Genomic DNA, 22829 nt, shown 5'->3' with positions numbered 1-22829 from the left:
CATGACGATCGAGCAGGGCCCGGGGCCGGGACCCACCGGGCGGACCGTGTCGGGCGTCCTGACGTTCGTCGTCGGCGCGGCCGCGCTGACGATCGTGCTCGGCGGCGTGCACGCCGTCGCCAGCATCATCGGGCCGGTCTTCCTCGCCCTGGTCATCACGGTCACGGTGCACCCCGCCCGCCGCGCGCTGGAGCGCACGCGGCTGCCGGAGTGGGCCGCCTCGACGGTCATGCTGATCGCGGCGTACCTGCTGATCGTCGTGATGACCCTCGCCCTGGTGGTGTCGGTGGCCCAGCTGGCCGCGCTGCTGCCGAAGTACACGACGGAGTTCACCGAGACCGTGAACGACGCGGTCGCGACCTTGGAGGGCTTCGGCGTCGAGCAGGCGCAGCTCGACAAGGTGGCCGCCGCGATCGACCCGGCGCGGCTCGTGGAGCTGGTCGCGTCGATCCTGGGCGGCACGCTGGGAGCGCTGACCGACGTCTTCTTCCTGTTCACCGTGCTGCTGTTCATGGCGTTCGACACCAACGCCGCCCGCCGGAACCTGCACCTGCTGGGCGGTCGCTTCGGCGACGTGGTCACGGCCGTCGGGCACTTCGCCGACGGGACCCGCACGTACATGGTCGTCGCCGCGACGTTCGGCCTCATCGTGGCGATCGTCGACGGCGTCGCGCTGTACGTCATCGGCGTCCCGGGCGCCTTCGTCTGGGCGGTGCTGGCGTTCGTCACGAACTTCATCCCCAACATCGGCTTCGTGATCGGTCTCGTGCCGCCGGCGCTGATCGCCCTGCTGGAGGACGGACCGGGGCTCATGCTCGCGGTCATCGTCGTCTACTGCGTCGTGAACTTCGTGATCCAGTCGATCATCCAGCCGCGGGTCGTGGGGGAGAGCGTCGGGCTCTCGCCCACGCTCACGTTCTTGTCGCTCGTGTTCTGGGCCTGGCTGCTCGGTCCGCTGGGCGCGCTGCTCGCGGTGCCGCTCAGCCTGTTGATGAAGGCGATGCTCGTGGAGGCGGATCCTCGCCTGTCGTGGGCGCTGCCGCTCATCTCGGGAAGACCCGAGACCTCGGACTGAGGCCGCGATGGACCAGGACAGCAGCCGGGACGAGCCGTTCGCACCGGTCAGTCAGTCGACCGAGCGGATCGACACGGCCGTCGAGCGGCTGCCGCCCTGGGCGCGCGAGCGCGTGCAGTGGGTGCTGTCCACGTGGATCGGCCGCACCCTGATGCGGCTGGCGGCCGCGTCCGTGCGCGTCGAGATCTTCGACCGCGCCATGACGATCGCCGCGCAGTTCTTCACCTCGATCCTGCCGCTGCTCATCGTCGCGGTGACCTTCCTCGGAGCCGGCTCGGACCAGATCGCCGAGGTCGTCGGCGCATCGGGGGAGACCAGCGAGCTCATCGACGAGGCCACCCGCGGCGAGGGCGCCGCGGCGTTCGGCGTCGTGGGCGTCCTGTTCGTCCTCGTGTCCGCGACGAGCCTGTCCCGCGCGCTGAGTCGCGCGTTCGCCGTGGTCTGGCAGGTCGACCGGCCGCGGGTGGACCTGAGGTCGGCCTGGCGCTGGTTCGCGGTGGTGGTCGTGCTGATGATGGCGGTCGTCGTGGTCCAGAACCTCACCCAGCGCACGAGCGCGCTCCCACCCCGCTCGCTGTGGCCGGCCGCGCTGTCCATGGCCACCGACGTCGCGGTGGCCGTCTTCGTCCCGTGGGTCCTGCTCGCCGGGCGGATCGCGGCGCGGTGGTTGCTGCCCGGCGCGGTCGCCTGCGGGATCGCCATGGCCATCGTCCGCCCGGCCGCGGAGGTGTGGCTGCCGTGGGCGCTCGACGTGAGCGCCGGGCGCTACGGCCCGATCGGGATGGCCTTCACCTACCTCGCCTGGCTCTACGTGGTGGCCTTCATCCTGATCGGCACCGCGGTGCTGGGGCAGGTCCTGGTGAGCGACGAAGGACGGGCCGGCGCCTGGCTGCGGGGCGACCCCGGCTCACCCCCGGAGCATGATGCCCGGCTCGGTCCCGATGACGAGAATCGCGACACCGGAAGGAGCGTCCGATGACCCAGGACTCCACCACACCCATGCCCGCCACGACCACGAACGCCTCCCGCGGCCGCGCGGCCGGCGCGGTCGTGTGCCTCGTGCTGGCCGCCCTCCTGACCACCCCGGCGGCGATCGCCTACTGGGGCCAGCGCACCCTGAACGACGGCGAGCGGTACGTCGAGACCGTCGGCCCGCTGGTGCAGTCGCCCGAGATCCAGGAAGTGCTCGCCACCCGGGTGACCACGGCGATCTCCCAGCAGGTCGACATCGAGGGCCTCCTCGACCAGGCGTTCGCGGGCCTGAGCGACGAGGCACCCCGCCTCGAGCTGCTCGCCGCGCCGCTGTCGGCCGCCATCAACGGCGCGATCGACCGCCAGGTCCGCGCCTTCCTGACCTCCGACGCGTTCGCGGACCTGTGGACCCGGCTCAACGTCCGCGCGCAGCAAGCGTTCCAGCGGGTCCTCGAGGGCCGCGGCGGGGGAGCGGTGAGCCTCCAGGGCGACGACGTCGTGCTCGACGTCGGCGAGGTGATCGACGAGGTCAAGGCACGGCTCGTCGACCGCGGGATGACGTTCGTCGAGAACGCTCCCATCCCCGAGACCGATCGCACGATCGTCCTGATGGAGGCGCCGCGCGTGCAGCAGATCCGCACGATCTACGCCTTCAGCGACCCCGTGGCCCGCTGGGCGCTGCCGGTCGTCGGGGTGCTCTACCTCGGCGCCGTCCTGCTCGCGCGGCGCCGGCCCCGCATGACGGTGGCCGTCGGGATCGCGATCGCCGTGAACGCCGTCGTGCTCGCGATCGCGCTCGGCGTCGGCCGCCAGCTCTTCTCGAACGCCCTCGCCGAGACGTCCTTCGGCCCGGCCAGCACCGTCTTCTACGAGACGCTGTCGGCGTACCTCGAGCGCGGCCGGCAGGTCGTGCTGATGCTCGGCCTCGCGCTCGTCGTGGCCGGCTGGTTCACCGGCTCCAACCGGTCGGGCACGGCGGTGCGCACGGCGATCGGCGGTGCCCTCGAGCGGTTCGGCGCCGGCGTGGTTCACGGCCAGCTCGGCCTCGGCTGGCGCTGGGTGACGGACAACGTCGCGTGGCTGCGGGTCGTGGCCGTCGGCGCGGCGGTGGTCGTGCTGGCCTGGGGCAACGAGATCTCGCCCGAGCGCTGGTGGTGGTCGCTGGCCCTCGCGCTGGTCCTGCTCGCCGTGCTCCAGGTGCTGGCGGGTGCGGGCCGGGCCGTCAGTCAGGCAGCGTCCCGGGATCACGCCCCGACAGCCCACGCCTAGCGGCCGAGGCGAAGACCTTCACGACGGCGCCGAGGATGACCAGGTCCAGGATCATCTGCGCCGTAACGGCCACGCGCATCCCCTGCGACGTGGCGGTGATGTCGCCGAAGCCCACCGTCACGAACGTCGAGACCGTGAAGTAGAGCGCGTCGACCCGGGTGAGCGGCCTGCTGAAGGCGTCCGGGTCCGCGAGGGACACCGTGAGGTAGGCGCGCGCGAACATCAGCAGGAACACCGGGATCGCCAGCGCGAGCGCCTCGACGGCCCGGATCACCGGGAACGTCGAGCGCGCGATCAGCGGCACCTGGACGGCCACGACGCCGCTGAACACGAGCAGCGCGAGCAGGAACCAGGGCAGGTCGGATCCCGAGTCACGCGCCGGCAACAGGAAGTAGGCGCAGAGCAGCACCGTCACCGACAGCACGACGCGCACGGCGGCCCGCCGGACGAGCGCCCACGCCTGTCGGCGGGCCGGGTCCGGCCTCGGACGGGTCATGACTCACATCTGCGCGAGGATCCGCGCCTTCTGCGCGGCGAACTCCTCGTCGGTGAGCGTTCCGGCCTCGTGCAGGCGCCCGAGCTGGCTCAACAGGGCGATCGGATCGTCCGCCGGCGGGGCCGCGGGCGGCGGGGGCGGGGGCGGCGCCTGCTCGTACTGCTGGTCGTAGCCCTGCTGGTACTGCGGCTGCTCGGCCGCCCAGCGGGAGGCCTGGCGACGCGAGACGCGGTTCGAGACGGCCGTGGCCGTTCCGGCGACGACGGCGGTGCGTGCGACGCCCCTCAGTAGTCCTGGCATGTCCTGCTCCTTCGCTCGGGTGGTGGGCGGGCTCAGCCCGCGGCCTCGGTCGCGTCCAGCGCCTCGGCGATGTCGTCCAGGGGGATGAAGCCGGCCGCGACCAGCTCCGCGCCGTTGCGGCGCAGCGCATGGACGAAGCGGGCGGCCCAGCGGTTCTCGAAGAGCAGGATCGCCGCGGCGCTGCCGTCGGTCAGCACGTCGCCGGCCTCCCGCAGGTCGTGCTCGCCCAGCAGGTTCGACGACGCGCCCTCGAAGACCGTGAGGTCGAACGCGCCGTCGCCGTCGAGGTCGTTGATCTCCAGCGCGCTGACGGAGCCGTCGGCCTCCTTCAGCACGAAGGCCAGGTCCAGGATGCGGATCGTGCCGCTGTCCGTGAGCGCGACCAGCTCCTGCAGTCCCTCGCCGGTCATCCTCGCACCGGGGAACTCCACGATCAGGTAGCCGACCGGTCCCCATTCGACCTCGTCCATGGCGGTGCCGTCCTTCCTCACGGTGGCGACGCGCGGCGTGCGTGTCCCGATCACGGTAGGAGCGCGGCCGGGGGAGCGGCCTCATCCTGCGGGGACGAAGTGCCGTCCCACGGCCGGAACGATCGGCAGGCGAACTCATCACGTCGTGACGAGGAGAGCCGGTGCCGATCCGACGAGACTGCACGCAGGACGACGACCACTCGGGAGGTGGGCCATGACGACGGAGCACCCGCGCCAGCAGGTGTTCGAGGTCAGGATCGAGGGCGCCGTTCCCGACGAGGTCCTGGGGGACCTCGCGGACATCCAGGTGGTCGGCCGCGAGCTGCGCACCTCGCTGCGCGCCCGCATCCGCGACCAGTCCGAGCTCCACGGATTCCTGGCCCAGCTGCGCACGTACGGCCTCGAGGTCGTCGAGGTGCGCCGCATCGTCACACCGGACGACGAGCCGGAGGCCGGGGAGCCGTGACCGGACGTGGCGGGCCGACCGTGGAGTACGAGCTCACGATCGACAGCGGGCTGGGGCCCGTCCTGCGGAACGCGCTCGGGCCCGAGCTCGTGGCGCGCACCCGCACGTGCACGACGCTCGTCGCGGTGACCGCCGCGGACGTCGACGCGCTGGTCGCCGTGATCCACGCGCTCGGACTGCGACTGGAATCCGTCGTCGTCGTCGACCCCGCGGTGGCTACCCTCAGTCCATGACCGGGGCGCCGGAGGGGGTCGGTCGCGGCGAGATCATCGCGGCGGCCCGGTGCGCGCCGTCCCGCGTCGTCGCCGTCACGGCCGCCGCGGGGTACGGCAAGACCACGCTGCTGCGCCGCTGGGCGACCTTCGACCACCGCACCGTGGTCGTCGCGTCCCTGGCAGCCTCCGACGACGATCCCGACGCCCTGGTCGCCACGCTCGCCGACGCCTTCGCCGTCGCGGACGGCACCACCGCTCCGCGGCGGCCCACGCTGCGCGGACTCGTCGCCGCGATCAGCGCGCGCCCCCGACCATTCGTGCTGCTCGTGGACGACCTGCAGGTCCTGCGCTCGGACGAGGCGCACGACGTCGTGCGGCTGATCGCCGCGCGCATCCCGTCGGGCTCGCAGCTGGTGACCGCGAGTCGGCGCGCTCAGCCACACCTGCCGCGGCTGCGTGCCGAGCACGAGGCGCTGGAGCTCGACGAGTGTCACCTCGCCGTCGACGGCACCATCGCCCGCGCGATCCTCGCGCGTGCCGGGCTGGACGTGGAGCCCGAGGCTGCGGCCCGACTCGCGCGCGACTGCGAGGGCTGGGCAGCCGGCGTCGCCCTGGCGGCCGCGGTCGCGAAGGCCTCCCCGGACGGTGGGCTGGACGTCGCCGGTGACGACCGGTTCGTGGCGGACTACTTCGCGTCCGAGGTGCTGGGTCCGCTGGACGCCGACCAGCGCGAGTTCCTGCTCAGGACGGCGATCCTCGACCGGCTGGGCGGCGAGCTGTGCGACGCCGTGCTCGACCGCACGGACTCCACCGCGCGCCTGCGCGAGCTGGAGGACGCGAACCGCTTCGTGATGCCCACCGGACGCGGGCGCGCGTGGTACCGCCACCATCGCCTGTTCCGCGAGTTCCTCCTCGCCGAGCTGCGCCGCGAGGACCCCGAGCACGTCGAGCGCCTGCACACGCGGGCCGCCACCTGGCACGAGGCGCGCGGCGAGCAGGAGGCCGCGATCGAGCACCTTCTCTCCACGTCCCGGCACGAGCGGACCGCGGCCCTGGTCGACGCCGCGGCGCCGGCGGCGTGGGAGCGGGGCGAGTCCGCCGTGGTCCAGCGCTGGCTGACGACGCTGGGCGAGCTGCAGCTGGCGTCGCACCCGCGGCTGGCCGTCGTGCAGGGGTGGGTGGCGGCGTTGACGGGGGACCCCGGCACGGCACAGCGCTGGCTGTCCTTCCTCGAGTCGACCGCGGACCCGACCTCCTCCCTGGAGGCCGACCGTGCCCTGCTCCGCTCCGCGATGGCACCGGACGGTCCCGACCGGGCGCTGCGCGACGCGCGGTACGCCCTGACGCACGTCGATCCGTGGAGCTTCCGTCGCGTCCGAGCCATCGCCCTGTGCGGCGAGGCCCACCTGATGCTCGGGCAGGTGGACGAGGCCCTCCCGTGCCTCGAGGAGGCGGCGCGCGAGGCGACGCGGGCCGGTCACTACTACATCGCCGTGGGCGCGCTCGCCCTGCTGGGCTGGATCGCGATGGACCGTGGCGACTGGCGCGCCGGGGGCGAGCACGTGCGCGCGGCGGTCCGCGCGACCGAGGAGTCCGGCCTGCCGGGTCACCCGGCGACCGTGCTGACGCTGGCGGCCTCGGCACGCCTGCACCTGCGCGTCGGTGACCGGGCGGCGGCCCTGCACGAGCTGGGCGAGGCCATGGAGTCGCGTCACGTCAGCACGTCCGCGCGGCCCCTGCTCGCGGTGAAGGGCCGGCTCGCCGTGGCGAAGCTGCTCTGGGCCACGGGCGACCACGGTGGTGCCCGCGAGCTGCTGCGCGAGCTGCACGACCTCGCCCGCGAGCGTCCGGACCTCGGCGTCCTGGGCGCCGAGCTGGCCGAGTTCGTCGCCATGCTGGACGGCGGCGACCGCGACGACGGGGTGACCGCGCCACTGACCCCCGCGGAGCTCCGTGTCCTGCCGTACCTGCAGACCCACCTGACGATCGCGCAGATCGGCGAGCGGCTGTTCGTCTCGCGCAACACCGCCAACTCCGAGATCGCGTCGATCTACCGCAAGCTCGGGGTGAGCACCCGGGGTGCGGCGGTCGCGCGGGCCACCGTGCTGGGGCTGCTGGGGCAGTAGACGCCTTCGGAGGCACTGGGAGCACACGGTCCTTCACACGATTCGTGTGATCTGCGCGGCTGCGGCCGCTCATTAGCGTGCTGGGAGGGGAGGTGAGGGCTATGGTGCGACGCTCGCAGGACGAGCCCTCGTCCGCAGATCACGAGTCCTACCGGGCCGCCCCCGCCACCGGCGGCTGGCCGGGAATCCCCGACCGACCCCGCCAGTTCGTCAGCCGCGCGCGACTGCTCGACCTGATCGACGCCGACCCCGGCTGCTCGCTCGTGCTGGTCAGCGCGCCCGCAGGGACGGGCAAGACCTCGCTCGTCGTCGACTGGGCCACCACGCGTGCGCCCGAGCGCCTGGAGTGGATCACCTTCGACGCCGGCGACGTGCTGTGGCCCGCGTTCGTCGAGGCGCTCGAGCGTCTCGGGATCGCCGTTCCCGCGGGACCGCTCCCGCCCGGGGACGCGCCCCTGGACTCGCGGGTGCGCCGTGAGCTCGCCGTCGCGATCGCGTCCGAGCCCGAGGCCATCACGATCGTGATGGACGGGTTCGACGTCAGCTCGGCCGTGGTCGCCGACGACCTGGACTTCCTGCTCCGCCACACGGGGCACCGCCTGCGCCTGGTGATGCTGACCCGGGCCGACCCGGTGCTCCCGCTCTACCGCTACCGGCTCGAGGAGTCGATGACCGAGGTCCGGATGGCCGACCTCGCGCTCACCGACGAGGAGGCCGGTACCGTCCTCGACCTCATGGGCGTGCCGCTGCGCGCCGACTCGGTGCACCTGCTCAACGCCCGCACCCGCGGCTGGGTCACCGGCACCCGCTTCGCCGGCAAGTTCCTCGGCGACCACGAGGACCCCGACGCCGACGTGGGCGACGTGATGGGCGAGAGCGGCAGCATCGCGGAATACCTCATGGGGGAGGTGCTCGCGGCGCACTCGCCCGAGGTCCTCGACCTGCTGATGACGATGAGCGTGCCCGACACGGTCGAGCCCGGTCTGGCCCTCGCGCTGGGCGGCCACAGCGCGGTCCGCGGCCTGTCCTCCCTCGCACGGGTCAACGTCTTCATCGAGCGCGTGCCGGGTCACGCCGAGCACTATCGCTTCCACCCCTTCTTCCGCGACCTGCTCCGCGCCGAGCTGGGGTACCGAGCGCCCGGCACGCTGCTCGACCTGCAGCGCCGGACGGCCGACTGGTACGCCCGGGAGGGCATGCTCACCCCGGCCGCGCGCCACTACGCAGCGATCGAGGCGTGGACCGACCTCGCGGGGCTCGTCACCGACCACGACGCGTGGCGCCAGCTGCTGCTGGCGGACGGCACGCACCCGCTGGTCCAGGAGCTGCGCGCCATCCCCACCGCGCTGGAGGACCCGGACGTCGTCCTCGTCCGGGCGGCGCTGGCGCTCGCCGAGCGCGACCCGGCCGCCTTCGACCGCGAGGTCGCCCGGCTCTCCGGCGCGACGGATCCGGGAGAGGACGTCCGGCGCGCACTCGCCCTGCTGCTCGCCGTCCGCGGCCGCGACGCCGCGGACCCGCGCGAGTCGGCGGCGCTCGCCGACGCGGCCGGCCTGGCGCTGGTCAGCACCGGCGGCCGGGCGGAGTCCGACCCCGGGATGGTCCCGTTGGTCTGCGCGATGCAGGGTCTGGGTCACCTCCGTGAGGGCGACGTGCCCGGCGCCCGCGAGGCGCTACGCCTCGGCGCCGATGCGGCCGACCGTGCCGGCGAGCTCGCCCTGCTGGTCGAGTGCCTCGGCCTGCTCGCCCTGATCGCGTGCTGCGAGGGCGACACGACCCGCGCCGCCACCCTCGCGGCGCGCGCGGCGCGGACCGCCTCCGACGCGGGTCTCACCGTCTGCGTCCTGCCCCGCGCGCCACGGATCGCGCAGGCGTGGGTCGCCCTCGAGCAGTTCGACCTCCGCGCCGCGAGCGAGCACGTCGACGTCGCGGCCCGCGCGGACTTCGTCCTCGGCGATCCGGTCTCGAACGCGATGCTCGCCCTCGTCACCGCGCGCCTGCGTGCCGCACAGGGCGATCGCGCGACCGCCATCGCGACGATCGGCGCCGCACTGGAGCGTCTCGGGACGCAGGACGCGTGGCTCGTCGCGCGACTGCGCCTCGAGCTGGTCCCGTGGCTGCTCGCCCGGGGCGAGACCACCGAGGCGAACGAGGAGCTCGCCCAGGTGGACGACGAGCTGGCCGGGCCCGCGGTCTCCCTCGCCGCGGGCCAGGTCCGGCTCGCCCAGGGGGACGACGTCGCGGCCGCCACGGCCTACGCGCGGGCCCGCGACCAGCACGCACCGGTGCCGGTCCGCGTCGCCGGGTCCCTCGCGGAGTGCGCGCGCCTGCTGCGTGCCGGCGCTCCCGTCCAGGCCCACCGGGCCGTCGTCGAGGCCCTGCAGCTGGCTCGGCCGTCCACCCTGCGACGGCCGTTCCACGAGGCGAGCGTGCCCGTGCGCCAGCTGATCCAGCAGGACCGCCAGCTCGCGACGGCGCACGCGTGGCTCTTCGAGCGCACCGGTCCGGCCGCCGCCCGGCCCCGGCCCGGTTCGGGGGTGGAGTCACGCCAGCCGGCACCCGTCGAGCAGCTCACGGAGAAGGAGATGGAGGTGCTGGGGCACCTCGCCGCGCTGCTCACCACCGACGAGATCGCCGCGGAGATGTACATCTCGGTCAACACCGTGCGCACCCACGTCCGCAACATCCTGCGCAAGCTCGGCGTGACCCGCCGCAACGCCGCGGTCCGCGTGGCGCGCGAGTACGAACTGCTGCCCGGCTGACTTTGGCCCTAAGGTGCGAGGGTGAGCCTCGAACTGCCCCCGGTGGGCTTCGGCACCTACCAGCTGAACGGCCTGAGCGGCGTCGACACGGTCATCTCGGCCCTGCGCGTCGGCTACCGGCTGCTCGACTCGGCCATGAACTACGAGAACGAGGGCGCCGTCGGCACGGCCGTGCGGCGCTCCGACGTGCCGCGCGACGAGATCGTGGTGACCTCCAAGCTGCCCGGGCGCCACCACGCCTACGACCTCGCCGTCACCTCGATCGAGGAGAGCGTGCTGCGCACCGGCCTCGACCACCTCGACCTGCACCTCATCCACTGGCCGAACCCGTCGCACGACCTCTACGTCGAGGCGTGGCAGGCGCTCGTCGACGCCCAGCGGCGCGGCCTGGTGTTCCACATCGGCGTCTGCAACTTCCTGCCCGAGCACCTCGACCGGCTCGAGCGCGAGACGGGCGTCCTGCCCGCCGTCAACCAGATCGAGCTGCACCCCTACTTCCCGCAGGTCGAGGCGCTCGCCGACCACCGGCGTCGCGGCATCGTCACCCAGGCGTGGAGCCCGCTCGGCCGCAAGAGCGACCTGCTGACGAACCCGGTCGTCGTCGAGGTCGCCGAGCAGCACGACCTGACCCCGGCCGAGGCGGTGCTCGCGTGGCACGCGGCCGTCGGCGCCGTGCCACTGCCGAAGGCGTCCTCGCAGGAGCGCCAGCGCCAGAACCTCGCCGCGGTGGGCCACGTCCTCGATCCAGCCGCGGTGGAGCGGCTCACGGCGCTCGGCCGTCCCGACGGCCGGCTGTTCGACGGCGATCCGGCCACCCGGGTCGAGGACTGACCGAGTCGACCGATGACCACGCGGCGCTTCGTGCTGCTCGTGGTGGCGCTGGCGATCCTGGCGCGGCTGCCGTTCCTGACGGTGCTGCCCAGCCCCGACGAGGCGGGCCTGCTGATCGTCGGTGGCCAGTGGCACGACGGCACCTCGCTCTACGGCGACTACTGGGTCGACCGGCCGCCCCTGCTGATGGCGCTCGCCGAGCTGGCGGCGGGCACCGGGGGAGTGGTCGCACTGCGGCTGCTCGGCCTGGTGGCCGTCGCGGTCACGGTCGTCGCCTGCGCCGCCACGGCGCACCGCCTCGCGGGCGATCGCGCCGCGCGCTGGGCCGCGGTGGCGGCCGCGGTCCTCACGGTCAGCCCCTGGCTGGGCGCCGACCGCGTCAACGCCGAGCTGCTGGCGGCACCGTGGCTCTCCGTCGGCGTGTACGCCGCCGTCCGAGCGGTGGAGCACGGCTCCCTGCGCTGGTCGGTGCTCACCGGCGCCGCGGGGATGGCCGCGGTGATGACCAAGCAGAACCACGCCGACGCCGCCGTCTTCGCGGTGGTGCTGCTCGTGGCGTCGGTGATCGCGCGGGACGTGCCTGCGCGGCGTGCTCTCGCCATGGCCGGGGTCGCCGCGACCGGCGCGCTCGCCCTGGCGGCCACGCTGCTGCTGTGGGCCTGGGCCCGGGGCACCGATCCGGCCGCCCTCGCCGACGCCCTCTTCGCGTTCCGGCTGCGCGCGGACGAGGTCATGGCGACCGACCGCTCCGAATCCGCCGACGGACGGCAGTACGAGCTCCTCGGACGCTCGCTGGTCTCGGGCCAGCTGCTGCTCGTGCTGGCGACCGTCGCCGCGCCTGCTCTCCGGCGGTGCCGCGCGCCCGTGTGGTGGGCGCTGAGCGCGATGACCCTGTTCGCGGCGGCCTCGGTCCTGGCCGGCGGCAGCTGGTGGAGTCACTACCTGGTCGAGTTCGCCGTGCCGGTCTCCGTGGCGACCGGGCTGATCGCGGCGCGCACCCGGCGGGTCGTGCCGGTCGTCGTCGCGTATGCGGTCGCGGCCGGTGTGGTGGGTGGGGTGCTGATCCACCCGGCCCTCACGACGGTCGACGGCGCCGTGGCGGCCGGACGCATGGTCGGACGGGTCGCGGATCCCGGCGACACGGTCGTCAGCGCCTGGGGCAGGCCGGACCTCGTCCGGGCCACGGGGCTCGGGTCGCCCTACGAGCACCTCTGGAGCCTGCCGGTGCGCACGGACGACCCGGCGCTACGGGAGTTCACCCGCGTCCTCTCCGGCTCCGACGCGCCGACCTGGGTCGTGAGCAACGGGACCCTCGGCACGTGGGGACTGACCAGTGACACCGCCGAGCGCGAGCTGAAGCGTCGCTACCGGCTCGTCGCCGGCGTGTGCGCGTATCGGATCTGGGTGCGGAACGACGTCCGGCGGCCGGTTCCCGAGCGACCCGCCGGCGTCGAGTGCGTCAGGTCGTCCGGGCTGCGCTGAGCCCGTGGGCGGGCGTCAGCTCTCGAGGCTGAGCGCGCCGCGCCGACCCAGCCGCCGGTCGACCAGGGTCAGGGCAGCCAGGCAGCCGATCACGAGCGCGGCGATGCCCGCGCACGTCATGGCCACGCCCGACCAGCCCGACGCCGCGACGTCGAGGAACGGGTAGGGGTACCAGCCCGTCACCGCTTCGACCGTCAGCGTGACCGCGAGCCAGGCCACCGGCCACAGGAACGCCACGAGCAGGGCTCGACGATCGATCCGATCGCGAGGCCCGAACACCAGCCAGCCCACCACGGCCAGCAGCGGCACCGCGAGGTGAAGGAGGCGGTCGGCCACGAGGCTCGCCCCCTCGAGGTCGAGAAGCGGCCGGAGCAGGAAGAAGTGCACGAGACCCGTCACCGTGATCCCCATGACACCGGCCAGACGCACGGCCCGCCACCAGGGCCCGTCCGCCAGCGTGTCGCGCGCGAGGACCACCGCCGAGACCAGGACCAGCAGGTTGCTCTGGATCGTGAAGTACGCGATGAAGCGAGCGAGCCGGACGCCGAGGTCCGGGCCCTCGGTCTCGGCCAGGACGGACGCCCCCGAGAACACCAGTGCGAGCTGCAGGAGCAGCGCCACCGCCGCCGTCCCTGCCGTGAGGGCGTGCCATGCCCTCGCCGGCGTCGCGGCTCGGAGAGATCGCGCTGCGTCCACGGCTTCGGTCCTTCGCTCTCGACCCCTCCAGGGCTTCGACGACGGCGCGAGCCCGGGGCGCCCCACATCATGGCGGGTGCACCCGCGTCTGCCAAGCCGTCGCCGCCGAGCGACGTCCGCCCCGGAGTCAGCGCTGCGACACGGCCGAAGCCGCCCGGACGAGCGCGGTCGTCAGGCACTCTGGGTCCGAGCCCGCCGCTCGGCGGGTCGCGAGCGGGCACGAGACGAGGGAGTGCGATGACGGGCGAGCCCCAGGTCCGCGCGGTCGGACTGACGCGCGCCTTCGACGACCGCGTCGCCGTCTCCGGACTCGACCTCACCGTGCGACAGGGCCGCGTGCTCGGCGTCCTGGGGCCCAACGGCTCGGGGAAGTCCACGACCGTTCGGCTGCTCACGGGGCTGCTGCGTCCGACCGCCGGCACCGTCGAGCTGTTCGGCGAGCCGGTGACCCCCGAGACCGCGCCCCGGCTGCGCGCCCGCATCGGCGTCCAGACCGAGGCGAACCTCTACCTTCGGCTCACCGTCGCCGAGAACCTGCGCACGTGGGGCGCGCTGCACGGCCTGTCCCGTCGGCACACCGCCGAGCGGATCTCCGAGGTGCTCGACGTCGTCAACCTGGCCGACCGCCGCGACGCCCCGGTCGGATCGCTCAGCAAGGGCCTGCGTCAGAAGGCCAAGATCGCCCGTGCCCTGCTGGCGGAGCCTGAGCTGCTGTTCCTCGACGAGCCCACCGCCGGGCTCGATCCGGCCTCGGCCCTCGACGTGCTGGGCCACCTCGCGAAGCTCCGCGCCGACGGCCGCACCACGATCGTCCTGTGCACGCACCAGCTGCACGGGCTCGAGGAGCTGTGCGACGACGTGGTGATGCTCGACCGCGGGCGCGTCGTGGCCTCGGGGGAGGTCGACGAGCTGGTCGCCGCGCACTGGCCCGAGCGCGAGTACCTCGTCCGTGTCACCGATCGCGCGGCCGCCGAGCAGGCCGTCGCCGACCTCCGCGCGGCCGGCCACGCCGTCCCGGACCCCGAGCCGGTCGAGCCCTCGCTGCACGACCTCTACTTCGCGCTGCTGCAGGGGGAGGGGCGTTGAACGCCGACCGCGTCCGCGCCCTCGTGGCCAAGGACTGGATCGAGCTGCGCCGCAACCGGCAGACGCTGCTGCCGATCGTCATGCTGCCGATCGTGTTCGCGCTCGTCCTCCCGGCGACGCTCATCGCCGCGACGCGGCAGCCGGACGCACTGGCCCGGCTCGACTTCCTCACGTCCTACCTGGACGGGCTGCCCGCCGGCGTCGCCGCCGACCCCACGCGGGCGGTCGTGCAGTACTTCATGGCGCCGGTCTTCCTGATGATCCCGATCGTGGTCGCCACCGTCCTGGCCACGGCGGCGTTCGTCGGGGAGAAGGAGCGCGACACCCTCGAGGGCCTGCTGTTCACGCCGCTCACGGACCGCGAGCTCGTGATCGGCAAGATCCTCGTCTCGTGGGTGCCGGCCGTGGGGGTCACGTGGCTGTCGACCGCCGTCTACGCGCTGGTCGTGAACGGCCTGGCGCGGCCGTGGCAGCACGGGTGGGCGTTCCCGAACGGCACGTGGCTCGTTCTGGCCCTCGTGATCGCCCCGCTCGTGTCCTTCTTCGCGATCGGCTGCATCGTCCTGATCTCGCACCGCGCCTCCACGCTCCAGGGCGCGCAGGCGGTCGCGGGACTGCTGGTGCTGCCCGTGATCGTGCTGATCGTGTCGCAGGCGGCGGGCGCTCTCGCGTTCGACGGCGGGGTCGTGATCGGCGTCGGAGTGGCCGCCCTCGTGGGCGATCTCGCGGTGTTCCACCTGGCCGTCCGGCGCTTCGACCGCGACCGTGTCGTCACGCGACTGTGACCCATTCGTGCTGTGACATGTGCCACAGGGCCCGCCGGAGAGTGGCACCCGAAGCGCGGTAGGGTCACGGTAATCTCCGGGATCGTGTCGTCGGAATCGCCGTCGACACGGGACGGAACATCGACGTGACCGGACCGGCCGGCGGGCTGGTCCAGGAGAGGACAAGGCAGACCTATGGTCGACGTGGACAAGGTCCTGGACGAGGCGGGGTTGAAGAACCCCCATGTCCATGAGTTCGTGAAGCACTGGGCGGGTGTCACCCAGCCCGAGCGCATCGAGGTCGTCAGCGCCAGCGACGACGCCCGACTGCTGCAGGAGGCCCTCGAGGCCGGCGAGCTCGAACCGGCCGGTGAGGGCCTGTACTACTCGCAGAGCTACCACAAGGACACGGCCCGCTCGGAGGAGCGGACCATCGTGGCCACCAGCGACCCCGCGGACAAGGGCGTCTACAACAACTGGCGCCACGCCGACGAGATCAAGCCGGTCGTCATCGGGAACATGACGGGCGCCTCGCAGGGCAAGACGATGTACGTCATCCCCTACCTGATGGCCGCTCCCGGCTCGCCGCTGGAGGCCTACGCCGCCGGCATCGAGCTCACCGACAACCGCTCGGTCGTGCTGCAGATGATCCGCATGGCCCGCGTCGGCGTCGACCTGTTCGAGAACCTGCAGGACCCCGAGAGCTTCGTGCGCGCGGTCCACGTCACCGGCGACCTGGAGAACCTCGGCCAGGGCACCCCCGACGACAAGCGCTACTTCGTGACCGTCGCCGACGAGCGCACGATCCTGCACTTCGGCTCGTCCTACGGCGGCAACGCGCTGCTGGGCAAGATCGCCCATGGCCTGCGCCAGGCGAACTGGGACGGCTGGGCGTCGCGCAAGTTCCTCGCCGAGCAGTACATGCTCATCGCGATCCAGGACAAGGAGACCGGCAAGAAGTACCACATCGCCGGTGGCTTCCCGAGCGCCTCGGGCAAGACGAACCTCGCGATGATGGTCGCCCCGGGCGTCCTGGGCGAGCGCTACTACGTCGAGTTCTTCGGCGACGACATCGCGTGGCTGTGGGTCGGCGACGACGGCAAGCTCTACGGCATGAACCCCGAGTACGGCGTGTTCGGCGTGGCGATCGACACCAACGCGATCACCAACCCCAACGCGCTCGCCGCGGTCCAGGAGGGCACCGGCGCGATCTTCACGAACACGGCGTACAACGTGAACACGCACGAGACCTGGTGGGAGGGCAAGTCGCCCGACTACCCCACCGACGTCGAGGGCTGGCGCGACTGGAAGGGCCACCTCATCTCCGAGCGCCCGGTCGAGGAGCAGCGCTCCAAGGACCACGTGTGGGCGCACCCGAACTGCCGCTTCACGTCGACCATGTCGAACGTCCCGAACGAGTCGCCCGACTACGACGACCCGGCGGGCGTGCCGATCGACGGCATCATCTACGGCGGCCGCACCCGCGACCGTGAGCCTCTGATCCGCGCGATCGAGGATCCGGCCGAGGGCGTCTACGACGGCCTGACGCTGGGCGCCGAGGCCACCGCCGCGGCCGAGGGCGTGGCCGGCCAGCTGCGCTACGACCCCATGTCGATGCGTCCGTTCCTGGCGCTGCCCGAGGGCCGCTACGCGCAGCACTGGCTCGACATCCTCGACCAGGTCACCGACAAGCCGCTGTTCGCGCACGTGAACTGGTTCCAGCGTGACGCCGACGGCGGCTACCTGTGGCCCGGCTACAGCGAGAACCTGCGCGCCCTGCTGTGGATGATGGACTACCGCGAGGGTCGTGTCACCGGCACGAAGACCCCCGTCGGCGTCGTCCCGAGCAAGGACGAGCTGAACCTCGAGGGCCTGGACATCGACGACGCCGTCCTCGACCAGCTGCTGGCGATCGACGTCGATCGCTGGAAGCAGGAGATCGGCCTGCGCGAGTCGCACCTCGAGCAGTTCGGCGGACTGCCCGAGCGCATCTGGGAGGCGCACCGCCGCGTCGCCCAGGCTCTCGACGAGGCCTGACGCACCGAGCGAAGGGGTCCACCGCGTGAGCGGTGGGCCCCTTCGTCATGTCCGGGCCGTCTCGCGCTCCTCGACGGGGGACCGGGGCCGCTCCGCCTGCACGACGAGGGCCACGCCGACCACGACGATCGCGCCACCGGTGACGATGGCACCGGTGAGCGGCTCGGCGACGATGACGGCGCCGAGCAGCACGGCGACCACCGGGTTCACGTACGCATAGGTCGACACGAGCGAGAGCGGAGCGTTCTGCAGCAGCCACACGTAGGCCGTGTAGGCCACGAGCGAGCCGAAGACGACCAGGTATCCCAGCGCGATCCACGAGGCGGTCGACGCTTCGGCGAAGTCGCTCGGACGCTCGCCCCGCGCGGTCCCGAGGACCACCAGCGCGATCGCCGCCGACAGCATCTCCCACACGGTGGCCACGAACGGGTTCGCCGGCATCGGCATCCGCGGCGACAGGAACGAGCCGACCGACCAGCACAGCGTCGCCCCGACGATGAACACGATGCCGGTGGTCGTCCCGCCGGCGCCGCCGCCGGGGAGGACCAGTACGCCCAGGCCCACGAATCCGACCAGCACGCCGGTCCAGGTGAGCAGCCGCGGACGCTCGCCGCCGGCGAAGCGGAACAGGATCAGCCACAGCGGGACCATCGCGACGAGCAGCGCCGCCAGCCCGGACGGCACGGTGCGCTCGCCGAGGACGACGCCCCCGTTGCCGCCGGCGAGCAGGAGGATCCCCACGATCGCCGCGCCCCGGAGCTCGCGCGGCCTGACCCGCAGCACCCCGAGCCCGGACCGGACGGCGAGGAAGGTCCCCATCAGCACCGCGGCCGTCAGGAACCGGGCCGCGGCCGAGAGCAGCGGCGGCATGTCCTCCACGACGATCCGGATGCCGAGGTAGGTCGAGCCCCAGGCGACGTAGACCACGACCAGCGCGAACCACATCGCACCGGGGGAGACGTCGCTCTGCGGGGTGGTGGCGGGGTGCGCTGTCATGACCGTCCTGTCCTCGTGGTCCTGACACTCATTCAACCCGCAGGGTCCGACGACTCACCACCGATCGACTGCCATCACCCGCAGGGATCCGGACAAAGACGGCGCGGGCGTCCGCTCAGGCGGTGGGCAGCGACCAGGTGCCGTTGCCCTCGCCCTTGAGGCCGAGCTTGGCGGCGCGCTTGGCCACCCAGGCGGACTGGGCCTTGCTGAGGTCGCCGAGCTCGAAGCGGGTGCCCCAGCCGAACGGCGAGGTGCCCGGGATGTCGACCAGCGTGCCCTCGGGCCCGCGCTGGATCTGGCCCACGATGTCGCGGTAGCCGGTGGCGAAGTCGAGGCGCTCGCCGCGGAACTCGCGGGCGTAGTCGGCCGCGAGGCGCTTGGCGCGCTTCGCGACGTCGCAGCGCAGCATCGTGTCGCCGACGGCGCACAGCACGCCGCGAGGCACCTGGCCGTTGCTGTAGCCGCCCCAGCCCTTGCCGGCGCCGTTGTTCGTCAGGAACTGCACGAGCACGGGCATCGGGTCGATGAACTGGCCGTCGACCTGGATCTCGAAGTGCAGGTGCGGGCCGGTGGAGTTGCCGCGCGAGCCGACCAGGGCGATCTCGTCGCCCGAGCTCACCGTCTGCCCGTCCTCGACGAGCACCTTGGACGAGTGCGCGTAGCGCTCGGCCGTGCCGTCGGGGTGCGAGATCGTGATGAGCGTGCCGGCCCAGCCGACCTCCTGCAGGCTCACGGTGCCGCCGCGCGAGGCGTAGATCGGGGTGCCGGTGGGGGCGGCGAGGTCCTGGCCGGTGTGGGTGGACTGCCACATGCTGCCGCCCATGCCGAACCCGGCCGAGATCGAGTAGGAGCCCTGCTTCAGCGGGAACGTCCAGCCCTGCCGCGTGGCCGCGACCGGACGGGTGGCGTTGCAGACCGTGGTGGGGGAGTCGGCCGAGCCGTTGGGCGGGGTGTTGCGGCCGCTGCCGAGCGAGGGCCGCGTGACCGCGTACGGCTTCGCGGGCACCTCCGAGACGCCCACCTGCGCGCGAGTGGCGGGCGCGTCGATCATCAGGCCGTCGCCGACGTAGACGCCGACGTGGTGGATGCCCGACTTCTTGTTCGCGGAGAAGACCAGGTCGCCGCGCAGGATCTCGTCGGTGGGCACCTTCACGGTGCGGGCGTAGAGCTGCGCGGGCGTGCCCCGCAGGTCGTAGCCGTTCTTGACGTTCACGACGCCGCCGCAGCTCCACGCGGGAGAGGCGTTCCGCGCGGAGTAGTCCTGTCCGATGCGCCCGACGAGCGCGTCGATCATGCGGATCGTCTGCGCCGGCAGGACCTGGACGGTCCGCGAGCCGACGGTGGCGGTGCCGACACCCTTCGTGGCCTTCAGGCGGGCGGCCGACGGCGCCTTCACCCCCAGCCGGGCGAGACGCTTGCGGTACGAGGTCCACGCAGTGGCGACCCGGTCGTTCCACGCCTCCTGCTCGGCCCGCGTCTGCGGCAGGCCCTCGGGCGTGGAGGAGGCGCCGAGGCCGAGCTGCTCGGCCAGCTTGCCGACCTGCGCCAGCTGGCGGGCCGCCGCCTTCTCGGCCTTCTCGGCGATGGCGGTGGCCCGGTCGGCGCGGCGCTGGAGCTTCTGCGCCGCCTCGAAGGCCCGCTTGGCGTCGCCCAGGTGACCCTCCTGCGCCTCCGTGACCTGCTCGGTGCTGAAGATGCCGGTGATGAGGTCCTCGGGGTTCTCCGCCGCGGCGAGGGCCGTGAGCTTGCGCGCGAAGGGATCGCCGCTCGGGGACATCGCGTAGTCGACGACCTGCGCGACGTACGCCCGCGCGACCCGGCGCTGGCGGTCGGCATCGCGGGTGCGCTCGGCGGCCTCCTTGCGACGGTCCTCCGCGACGCTGAGGTTGGCCTCGTAGCGCAGCGCCAGGGTGGTCAGCTCGGTGATGGCGCTCGGCGCGATGGCGAGCGGATCGGGGACGTCGGGGACGTCGAGCGAGGGGGCGGAGGACGTGGCCGACGGGGCCCCGGTGGACGGGGGAGTCGTGGGGTCGACGGCATGAGCGGCGGTCGGGAACGCCAGGCCGGCGACCAGGACCGTCACCCCCGCGAAGACCCGAGTCCAGCGCATCAGTGCGACACCTCCATCAGTGAGTCAACCACGCTCCTCCATCCACTGTTCACACAATCCCCAGCCGTCACTCCCGTCGTGCCACGGCGCCTGGTCCCGATGGGCCAGAAACCCTGCGAACACCCGCCGGATAGGCTGGGGAACGTGCGTGCGATCTCCCTTGTGCTCTTGGTCACTTCGGCTCTGCTCGGGTGGTCGATGCCTGCGCAAGCGCACACCTCCCTCATCTCCACCGACCCCACCGAGGGCGCTCGGCTGGCCTCCGTGCCCGAGCAGGTCGTGCTCACGTTCAGCGAGAACCTGCGCGAGCCCTCCCAGGTCGGCGTGGCCGTCGACGGCGAGGCCGTCGAGGTCGAGTTCCAGGTCGACGGACCCCGGGTGGTCGTCACGCCGTCCGCGGACGCGCCCGAGGGCGCGTACGACATCAACTATCGCGTGATCTCCGCCGATGGGCACCCCGTGACGGGCACCCTCTCGTTCGAGGTCGCCCAGGCGGCCGGCATCGCCACCGAGGAGGCGCCCGCCGGCGACGAGCCCACCGCCACCCAGTCGCCCGAGACGGCGACGAACGACGCCGCCGCCGACGCCGAGGACGACTCGGTCTGGTCGTCGCCGCTGCTGCTCGGCGTGGGTGTCGTCGCGGTCGTGCTGGCGATCGGCGCCGCCACCGTCCTGCGCCGTCGCTCCGTCACGTCCGACCATGACCGCTCCTGAGCTCTCGCCGCGCCTCTACGGCGCGGTCCTGGGCGTCGTCGGCCTGGCGTCCCTCGTCGCGGTCGTCGTCCTGTCCGGCGCGACCCCGCAGCCGCCCCCGCCGGGCCTGCCCGACCCGGGTCCCGTCGTCGGCTGGGCGCTGCCGATCTCGCGATACGCCTCGGACATCCTGGCCACCGTCACGATCGGCTTCCTGCTGACGGCGGTCGTCCTGCTGCCCTCCGGCGACAGGCTCGAGGGCCTCGCCGTCCAGGCCGTCCGCATCGCCTCCTGGGCCGCGGGCGGCTGGTTCGTCGCGGCGCTCGTCTTCTACTGGGCCAACGTCGCCGACCTCTACGCACGTCCGATGACGCAGGTCGAGCTCGGCCAGCTCGTCGACTTCGCGTCGGTGTTCGCCACCGGCCGCGGCCTCCTGGTGCAGGCGGTCGCCGCCCTCGTCGTCGCGCTGTGGGCCCGCTGGACGTTCTCGGTCCGTCAGCTCGCGCTGTGCGTCGCCGTCGGCCTGATCGGCATCTCCGCCGTCGGACTGACCGGTCACTCGGCCTCGGCCGGATCGCACATGCTCGCCACCGCCTCGCTGGTCCTGCACCTGGTGGGCGTCGTGCTGTGGGTGGGCGGCCTCATCGCCCTGGGCTGGGTCGCGCTGCGTCGCAGCCGTCGCCTCGAGGACGCCGTCGCGCGCTACTCCACCCTCGCGCTGTGGTGCTTCGCCACCGTCGCGGTCTCCGGGCTCGTGAGCGGCTTCGTGAACCTCGGCTCGCTCGGCGGCCTCGACTCCACCTACGGTCTGCTGCTGCTGGTCAAGGCGACCGCGCTCGTCGGTCTCGGCGCCTTCGGCGTCGTCCAGCGGCGCCGCCTGCGCCACCGCGGTGCCGGCTTCGCCCGCTTCGCGGTCCTCGAGGTCCTGCTGATGACCGTGACGATCGCCGTCGCGGTCGTCCTGAGCCGCACGGCCACCCCGGTGGGGGAGGACGTCCTCACCAGCCCCGCCGAGCTGCTGCTCGGGCGCCCGCTGCCGCCGGAGCCCACGCTCGCGCGGGTCCTGACCGGGTTCTACCCCGACGGCATCGGCATCGCCGTGGTCGTCTTCGGCACCGCGTTCTACCTGACCGGGCTGCGGGTGCTGCGTCGCCGCAACGACCGCTGGCCCGTCGGACGCACCATCAGCTGGTTCCTGGGCCTGGCGGTCGTCGCCTGGGCCACGTTCGGCGGCCTCGGCGTGTATTCCAGCGTCATGTTCAGCCTGCACATGGTCTCGCACATGATGCTGTCGATGATCGCGCCGATCTTCCTCGTGCTGGGCGCGCCGATGACGCTCGCGCTGCGCACCCTGCCGGGCCCGCGCCGGCCGGGCGAGCACTCGCCGCGGTCCCTGCTGCGCGACGCGCTGCACTCGAAGGTCTCGGCGTTCTACACGAACCCGATCGTCGCCGCGGTGATCTTCCTCGGCACCCTCTACGCCGTCTACTTCACCGGCCTGTTCGAGGCCATGATGCGCACGCACTCGGGCCACGCGTTCATGGAGCTGCACTTCCTGTTCTCGGGACTGCTCTTCTACTACGTGATGATCGGCGTCGATCCCGCGCCGCGACGCCTCACCCCGCTGGCCCGGTTCGGCGTGCTCATGCTGTCGGTCCCGTTCCACGCCTTCTTCTCGGTGGCGCTCATGTCGTCCGACGTGATCATCGCCGAGTCCTACTACCAGGCACTCGAGCGCCCGTACGCCACGGACCTCGCCGCCGACCAGTACCTCGGCGGCGGCATCGCCTGGGCGATGGGCGAGATCCCGCTGCTGCTCGTCGTCGGCGCGATCTTCGTGCAGTGGTTCCGCTCGGACTCGCGCGAGGCCAGGCGCAGCGACCGGGCGGCCGACCGCGACGACGACGCGGCGCTCGAGCAGTACAACGCGTACCTCTCGAGCCTGCGCGACGACGCGCCACGCCGCTGACCGACCCCGGACAC

20 protein-coding genes are annotated in these 22829 nt (G+C 72.9%); 14 read left to right on the top strand and 6 right to left on the bottom strand.

Annotation, left to right across the window (positions count from 1 at the left end):
- Nucleotide 1: 1 nt before the first annotated feature.
- From BJ975_RS06615 to BJ975_RS06605, 3 genes are read left to right on the top strand one after another with little or no spacing between them, the layout of a single operon-like run.
- Nucleotides 2–1075, top strand: coding sequence for an AI-2E family transporter (locus BJ975_RS06615; RefSeq protein WP_179424379.1), 1074 nt, complete (start codon nt 2–4; stop codon nt 1073–1075).
- 7 nt (nt 1076–1082) lie between these two features.
- A complete protein-coding gene (locus BJ975_RS06610; protein ID WP_179424378.1) occupies nt 1083–2054 on the top strand; it encodes a YhjD/YihY/BrkB family envelope integrity protein in 972 nt (323 codons plus the stop codon).
- The gene (locus BJ975_RS06605) at nt 2051–3316 is read left to right on the top strand and encodes a hypothetical protein (protein WP_179424377.1); all 1266 of its coding nucleotides are present in this window, start codon (nt 2051–2053) and stop codon (nt 3314–3316) included. Before BJ975_RS06610 ends, BJ975_RS06605 begins: the two co-directional genes overlap by 4 nt.
- Here the strand turns inward: BJ975_RS06605 and BJ975_RS06600 are convergent.
- From BJ975_RS06600 to BJ975_RS06590, 3 genes are read right to left on the bottom strand one after another with little or no spacing between them, the layout of a single operon-like run.
- Nucleotides 3270–3812, bottom strand: a complete 543-nt coding sequence (locus tag BJ975_RS06600; protein WP_179424376.1) for a potassium channel family protein — start codon at nt 3810–3812, stop codon at nt 3270–3272. The two genes, BJ975_RS06605 and BJ975_RS06600, sit on opposite strands and share 47 nt — an antisense overlap.
- A gap of 3 nt (nt 3813–3815) precedes the next feature.
- Nucleotides 3816–4112, bottom strand: a complete 297-nt coding sequence (locus tag BJ975_RS06595; RefSeq protein WP_179424375.1) for an SHOCT domain-containing protein — start codon at nt 4110–4112, stop codon at nt 3816–3818.
- Between the two features lie 32 nt (nt 4113–4144).
- Nucleotides 4145–4636 carry a DUF6325 family protein gene (locus BJ975_RS06590; protein ID WP_218845751.1) on the bottom strand — a complete coding sequence of 164 codons (492 nt, stop codon included), beginning with the start codon at nt 4634–4636 and terminating at the stop codon, nt 4145–4147.
- A gap of 160 nt (nt 4637–4796) precedes the next feature.
- Here BJ975_RS06590 and BJ975_RS06585 point away from each other — a divergent pair, with 160 nt between their 5' ends.
- From BJ975_RS06585 to BJ975_RS06560, 6 genes are all read left to right on the top strand, one after another.
- On the top strand, nt 4797–5048 hold the full coding sequence (locus BJ975_RS06585; protein WP_179424374.1) for a hypothetical protein: 252 nt from the start codon (nt 4797–4799) through the stop codon (nt 5046–5048).
- Nucleotides 5045–5281, top strand: coding sequence for a hypothetical protein (locus BJ975_RS06580; RefSeq protein WP_179424373.1), 237 nt, complete (start codon nt 5045–5047; stop codon nt 5279–5281). Before BJ975_RS06585 ends, BJ975_RS06580 begins: the two co-directional genes overlap by 4 nt.
- Complete coding sequence (locus tag BJ975_RS06575) at nt 5278–7389, top strand: LuxR family transcriptional regulator (RefSeq protein WP_179424372.1); 2112 nt, start codon at nt 5278–5280, stop codon at nt 7387–7389. Before BJ975_RS06580 ends, BJ975_RS06575 begins: the two co-directional genes overlap by 4 nt.
- A gap of 101 nt (nt 7390–7490) precedes the next feature.
- Nucleotides 7491–10151 carry a LuxR C-terminal-related transcriptional regulator gene (locus tag BJ975_RS16710; RefSeq protein ID WP_223303252.1) on the top strand — a complete coding sequence of 887 codons (2661 nt, stop codon included), beginning with the start codon at nt 7491–7493 and terminating at the stop codon, nt 10149–10151.
- Between the two features lie 21 nt (nt 10152–10172).
- Nucleotides 10173–10982 carry an aldo/keto reductase gene (locus tag BJ975_RS06565; protein ID WP_179424371.1) on the top strand — a complete coding sequence of 270 codons (810 nt, stop codon included), beginning with the start codon at nt 10173–10175 and terminating at the stop codon, nt 10980–10982.
- A gap of 12 nt (nt 10983–10994) precedes the next feature.
- Nucleotides 10995–12464: a glycosyltransferase family 39 protein gene (locus BJ975_RS06560; protein WP_179424370.1), complete on the top strand. Its 1470-nt coding sequence runs from the start codon at nt 10995–10997 to the stop codon at nt 12462–12464.
- Nucleotides 12465–12479: 15 nt separating this feature from the next.
- Here the strand turns inward: BJ975_RS06560 and BJ975_RS06555 are convergent, their stop codons facing one another.
- Complete coding sequence (locus BJ975_RS06555) at nt 12480–13085, bottom strand: Pr6Pr family membrane protein (protein ID WP_179424369.1); 606 nt, start codon at nt 13083–13085, stop codon at nt 12480–12482.
- Between the two features lie 312 nt (nt 13086–13397).
- On the opposite strand from BJ975_RS06555, the gene BJ975_RS06550 reads away from it, so the two are divergent.
- From BJ975_RS06550 to BJ975_RS06540, 3 genes are all read left to right on the top strand, one after another.
- Nucleotides 13398–14246: an ABC transporter ATP-binding protein gene (locus BJ975_RS06550; protein ID WP_179424368.1), complete on the top strand. Its 849-nt coding sequence runs from the start codon at nt 13398–13400 to the stop codon at nt 14244–14246.
- The gene (locus BJ975_RS06545; RefSeq protein WP_179424367.1) at nt 14243–15031 is read left to right on the top strand and encodes an ABC transporter permease subunit; all 789 of its coding nucleotides are present in this window, start codon (nt 14243–14245) and stop codon (nt 15029–15031) included. Before BJ975_RS06550 ends, BJ975_RS06545 begins: the two co-directional genes overlap by 4 nt.
- 174 nt (nt 15032–15205) lie before the next feature.
- Nucleotides 15206–17047, top strand: coding sequence for a phosphoenolpyruvate carboxykinase (GTP) (locus BJ975_RS06540; RefSeq protein ID WP_179424366.1), 1842 nt, complete (start codon nt 15206–15208; stop codon nt 17045–17047).
- 45 nt (nt 17048–17092) lie between these two features.
- Here BJ975_RS06540 and BJ975_RS06535 read toward each other — a convergent pair whose 3' ends face one another.
- Together BJ975_RS06535 and BJ975_RS06530 are read right to left on the bottom strand one after the other, a co-directional pair.
- Entirely contained in the window at nt 17093–18043 is a 951-nt protein-coding gene (locus tag BJ975_RS06535) for an EamA family transporter (protein WP_179424365.1), read from the bottom strand.
- A gap of 115 nt (nt 18044–18158) precedes the next feature.
- A complete protein-coding gene (locus tag BJ975_RS06530; RefSeq protein WP_179424364.1) occupies nt 18159–20153 on the bottom strand; it encodes a peptidoglycan DD-metalloendopeptidase family protein in 1995 nt (664 codons plus the stop codon).
- Nucleotides 20154–20351: 198 nt separating this feature from the next.
- On the opposite strand from BJ975_RS06530, the gene BJ975_RS06525 reads away from it, so the two are divergent.
- Both BJ975_RS06525 and BJ975_RS06520 read left to right on the top strand, forming a co-directional pair.
- Nucleotides 20352–20867, top strand: coding sequence for a copper resistance CopC family protein (locus BJ975_RS06525; RefSeq protein WP_179424363.1), 516 nt, complete (start codon nt 20352–20354; stop codon nt 20865–20867).
- A complete protein-coding gene (locus tag BJ975_RS06520) occupies nt 20854–22815 on the top strand; it encodes a bifunctional copper resistance protein CopD/cytochrome c oxidase assembly protein (RefSeq protein ID WP_179424362.1) in 1962 nt (653 codons plus the stop codon). Before BJ975_RS06525 ends, BJ975_RS06520 begins: the two co-directional genes overlap by 14 nt.
- Nucleotides 22816–22829 lie beyond the last annotated feature (14 nt).

Origin of the sequence: Aeromicrobium tamlense (genome assembly GCF_013408555.1) — a bacterium.
GTDB classification, from domain to species: Bacteria; Actinomycetota; Actinomycetes; order Propionibacteriales; family Nocardioidaceae; genus Aeromicrobium; species Aeromicrobium tamlense.
The sequence above is the reverse complement of the archived record's forward strand: the minus strand, read 5'-3'. Positions and strand labels throughout refer to the sequence as shown.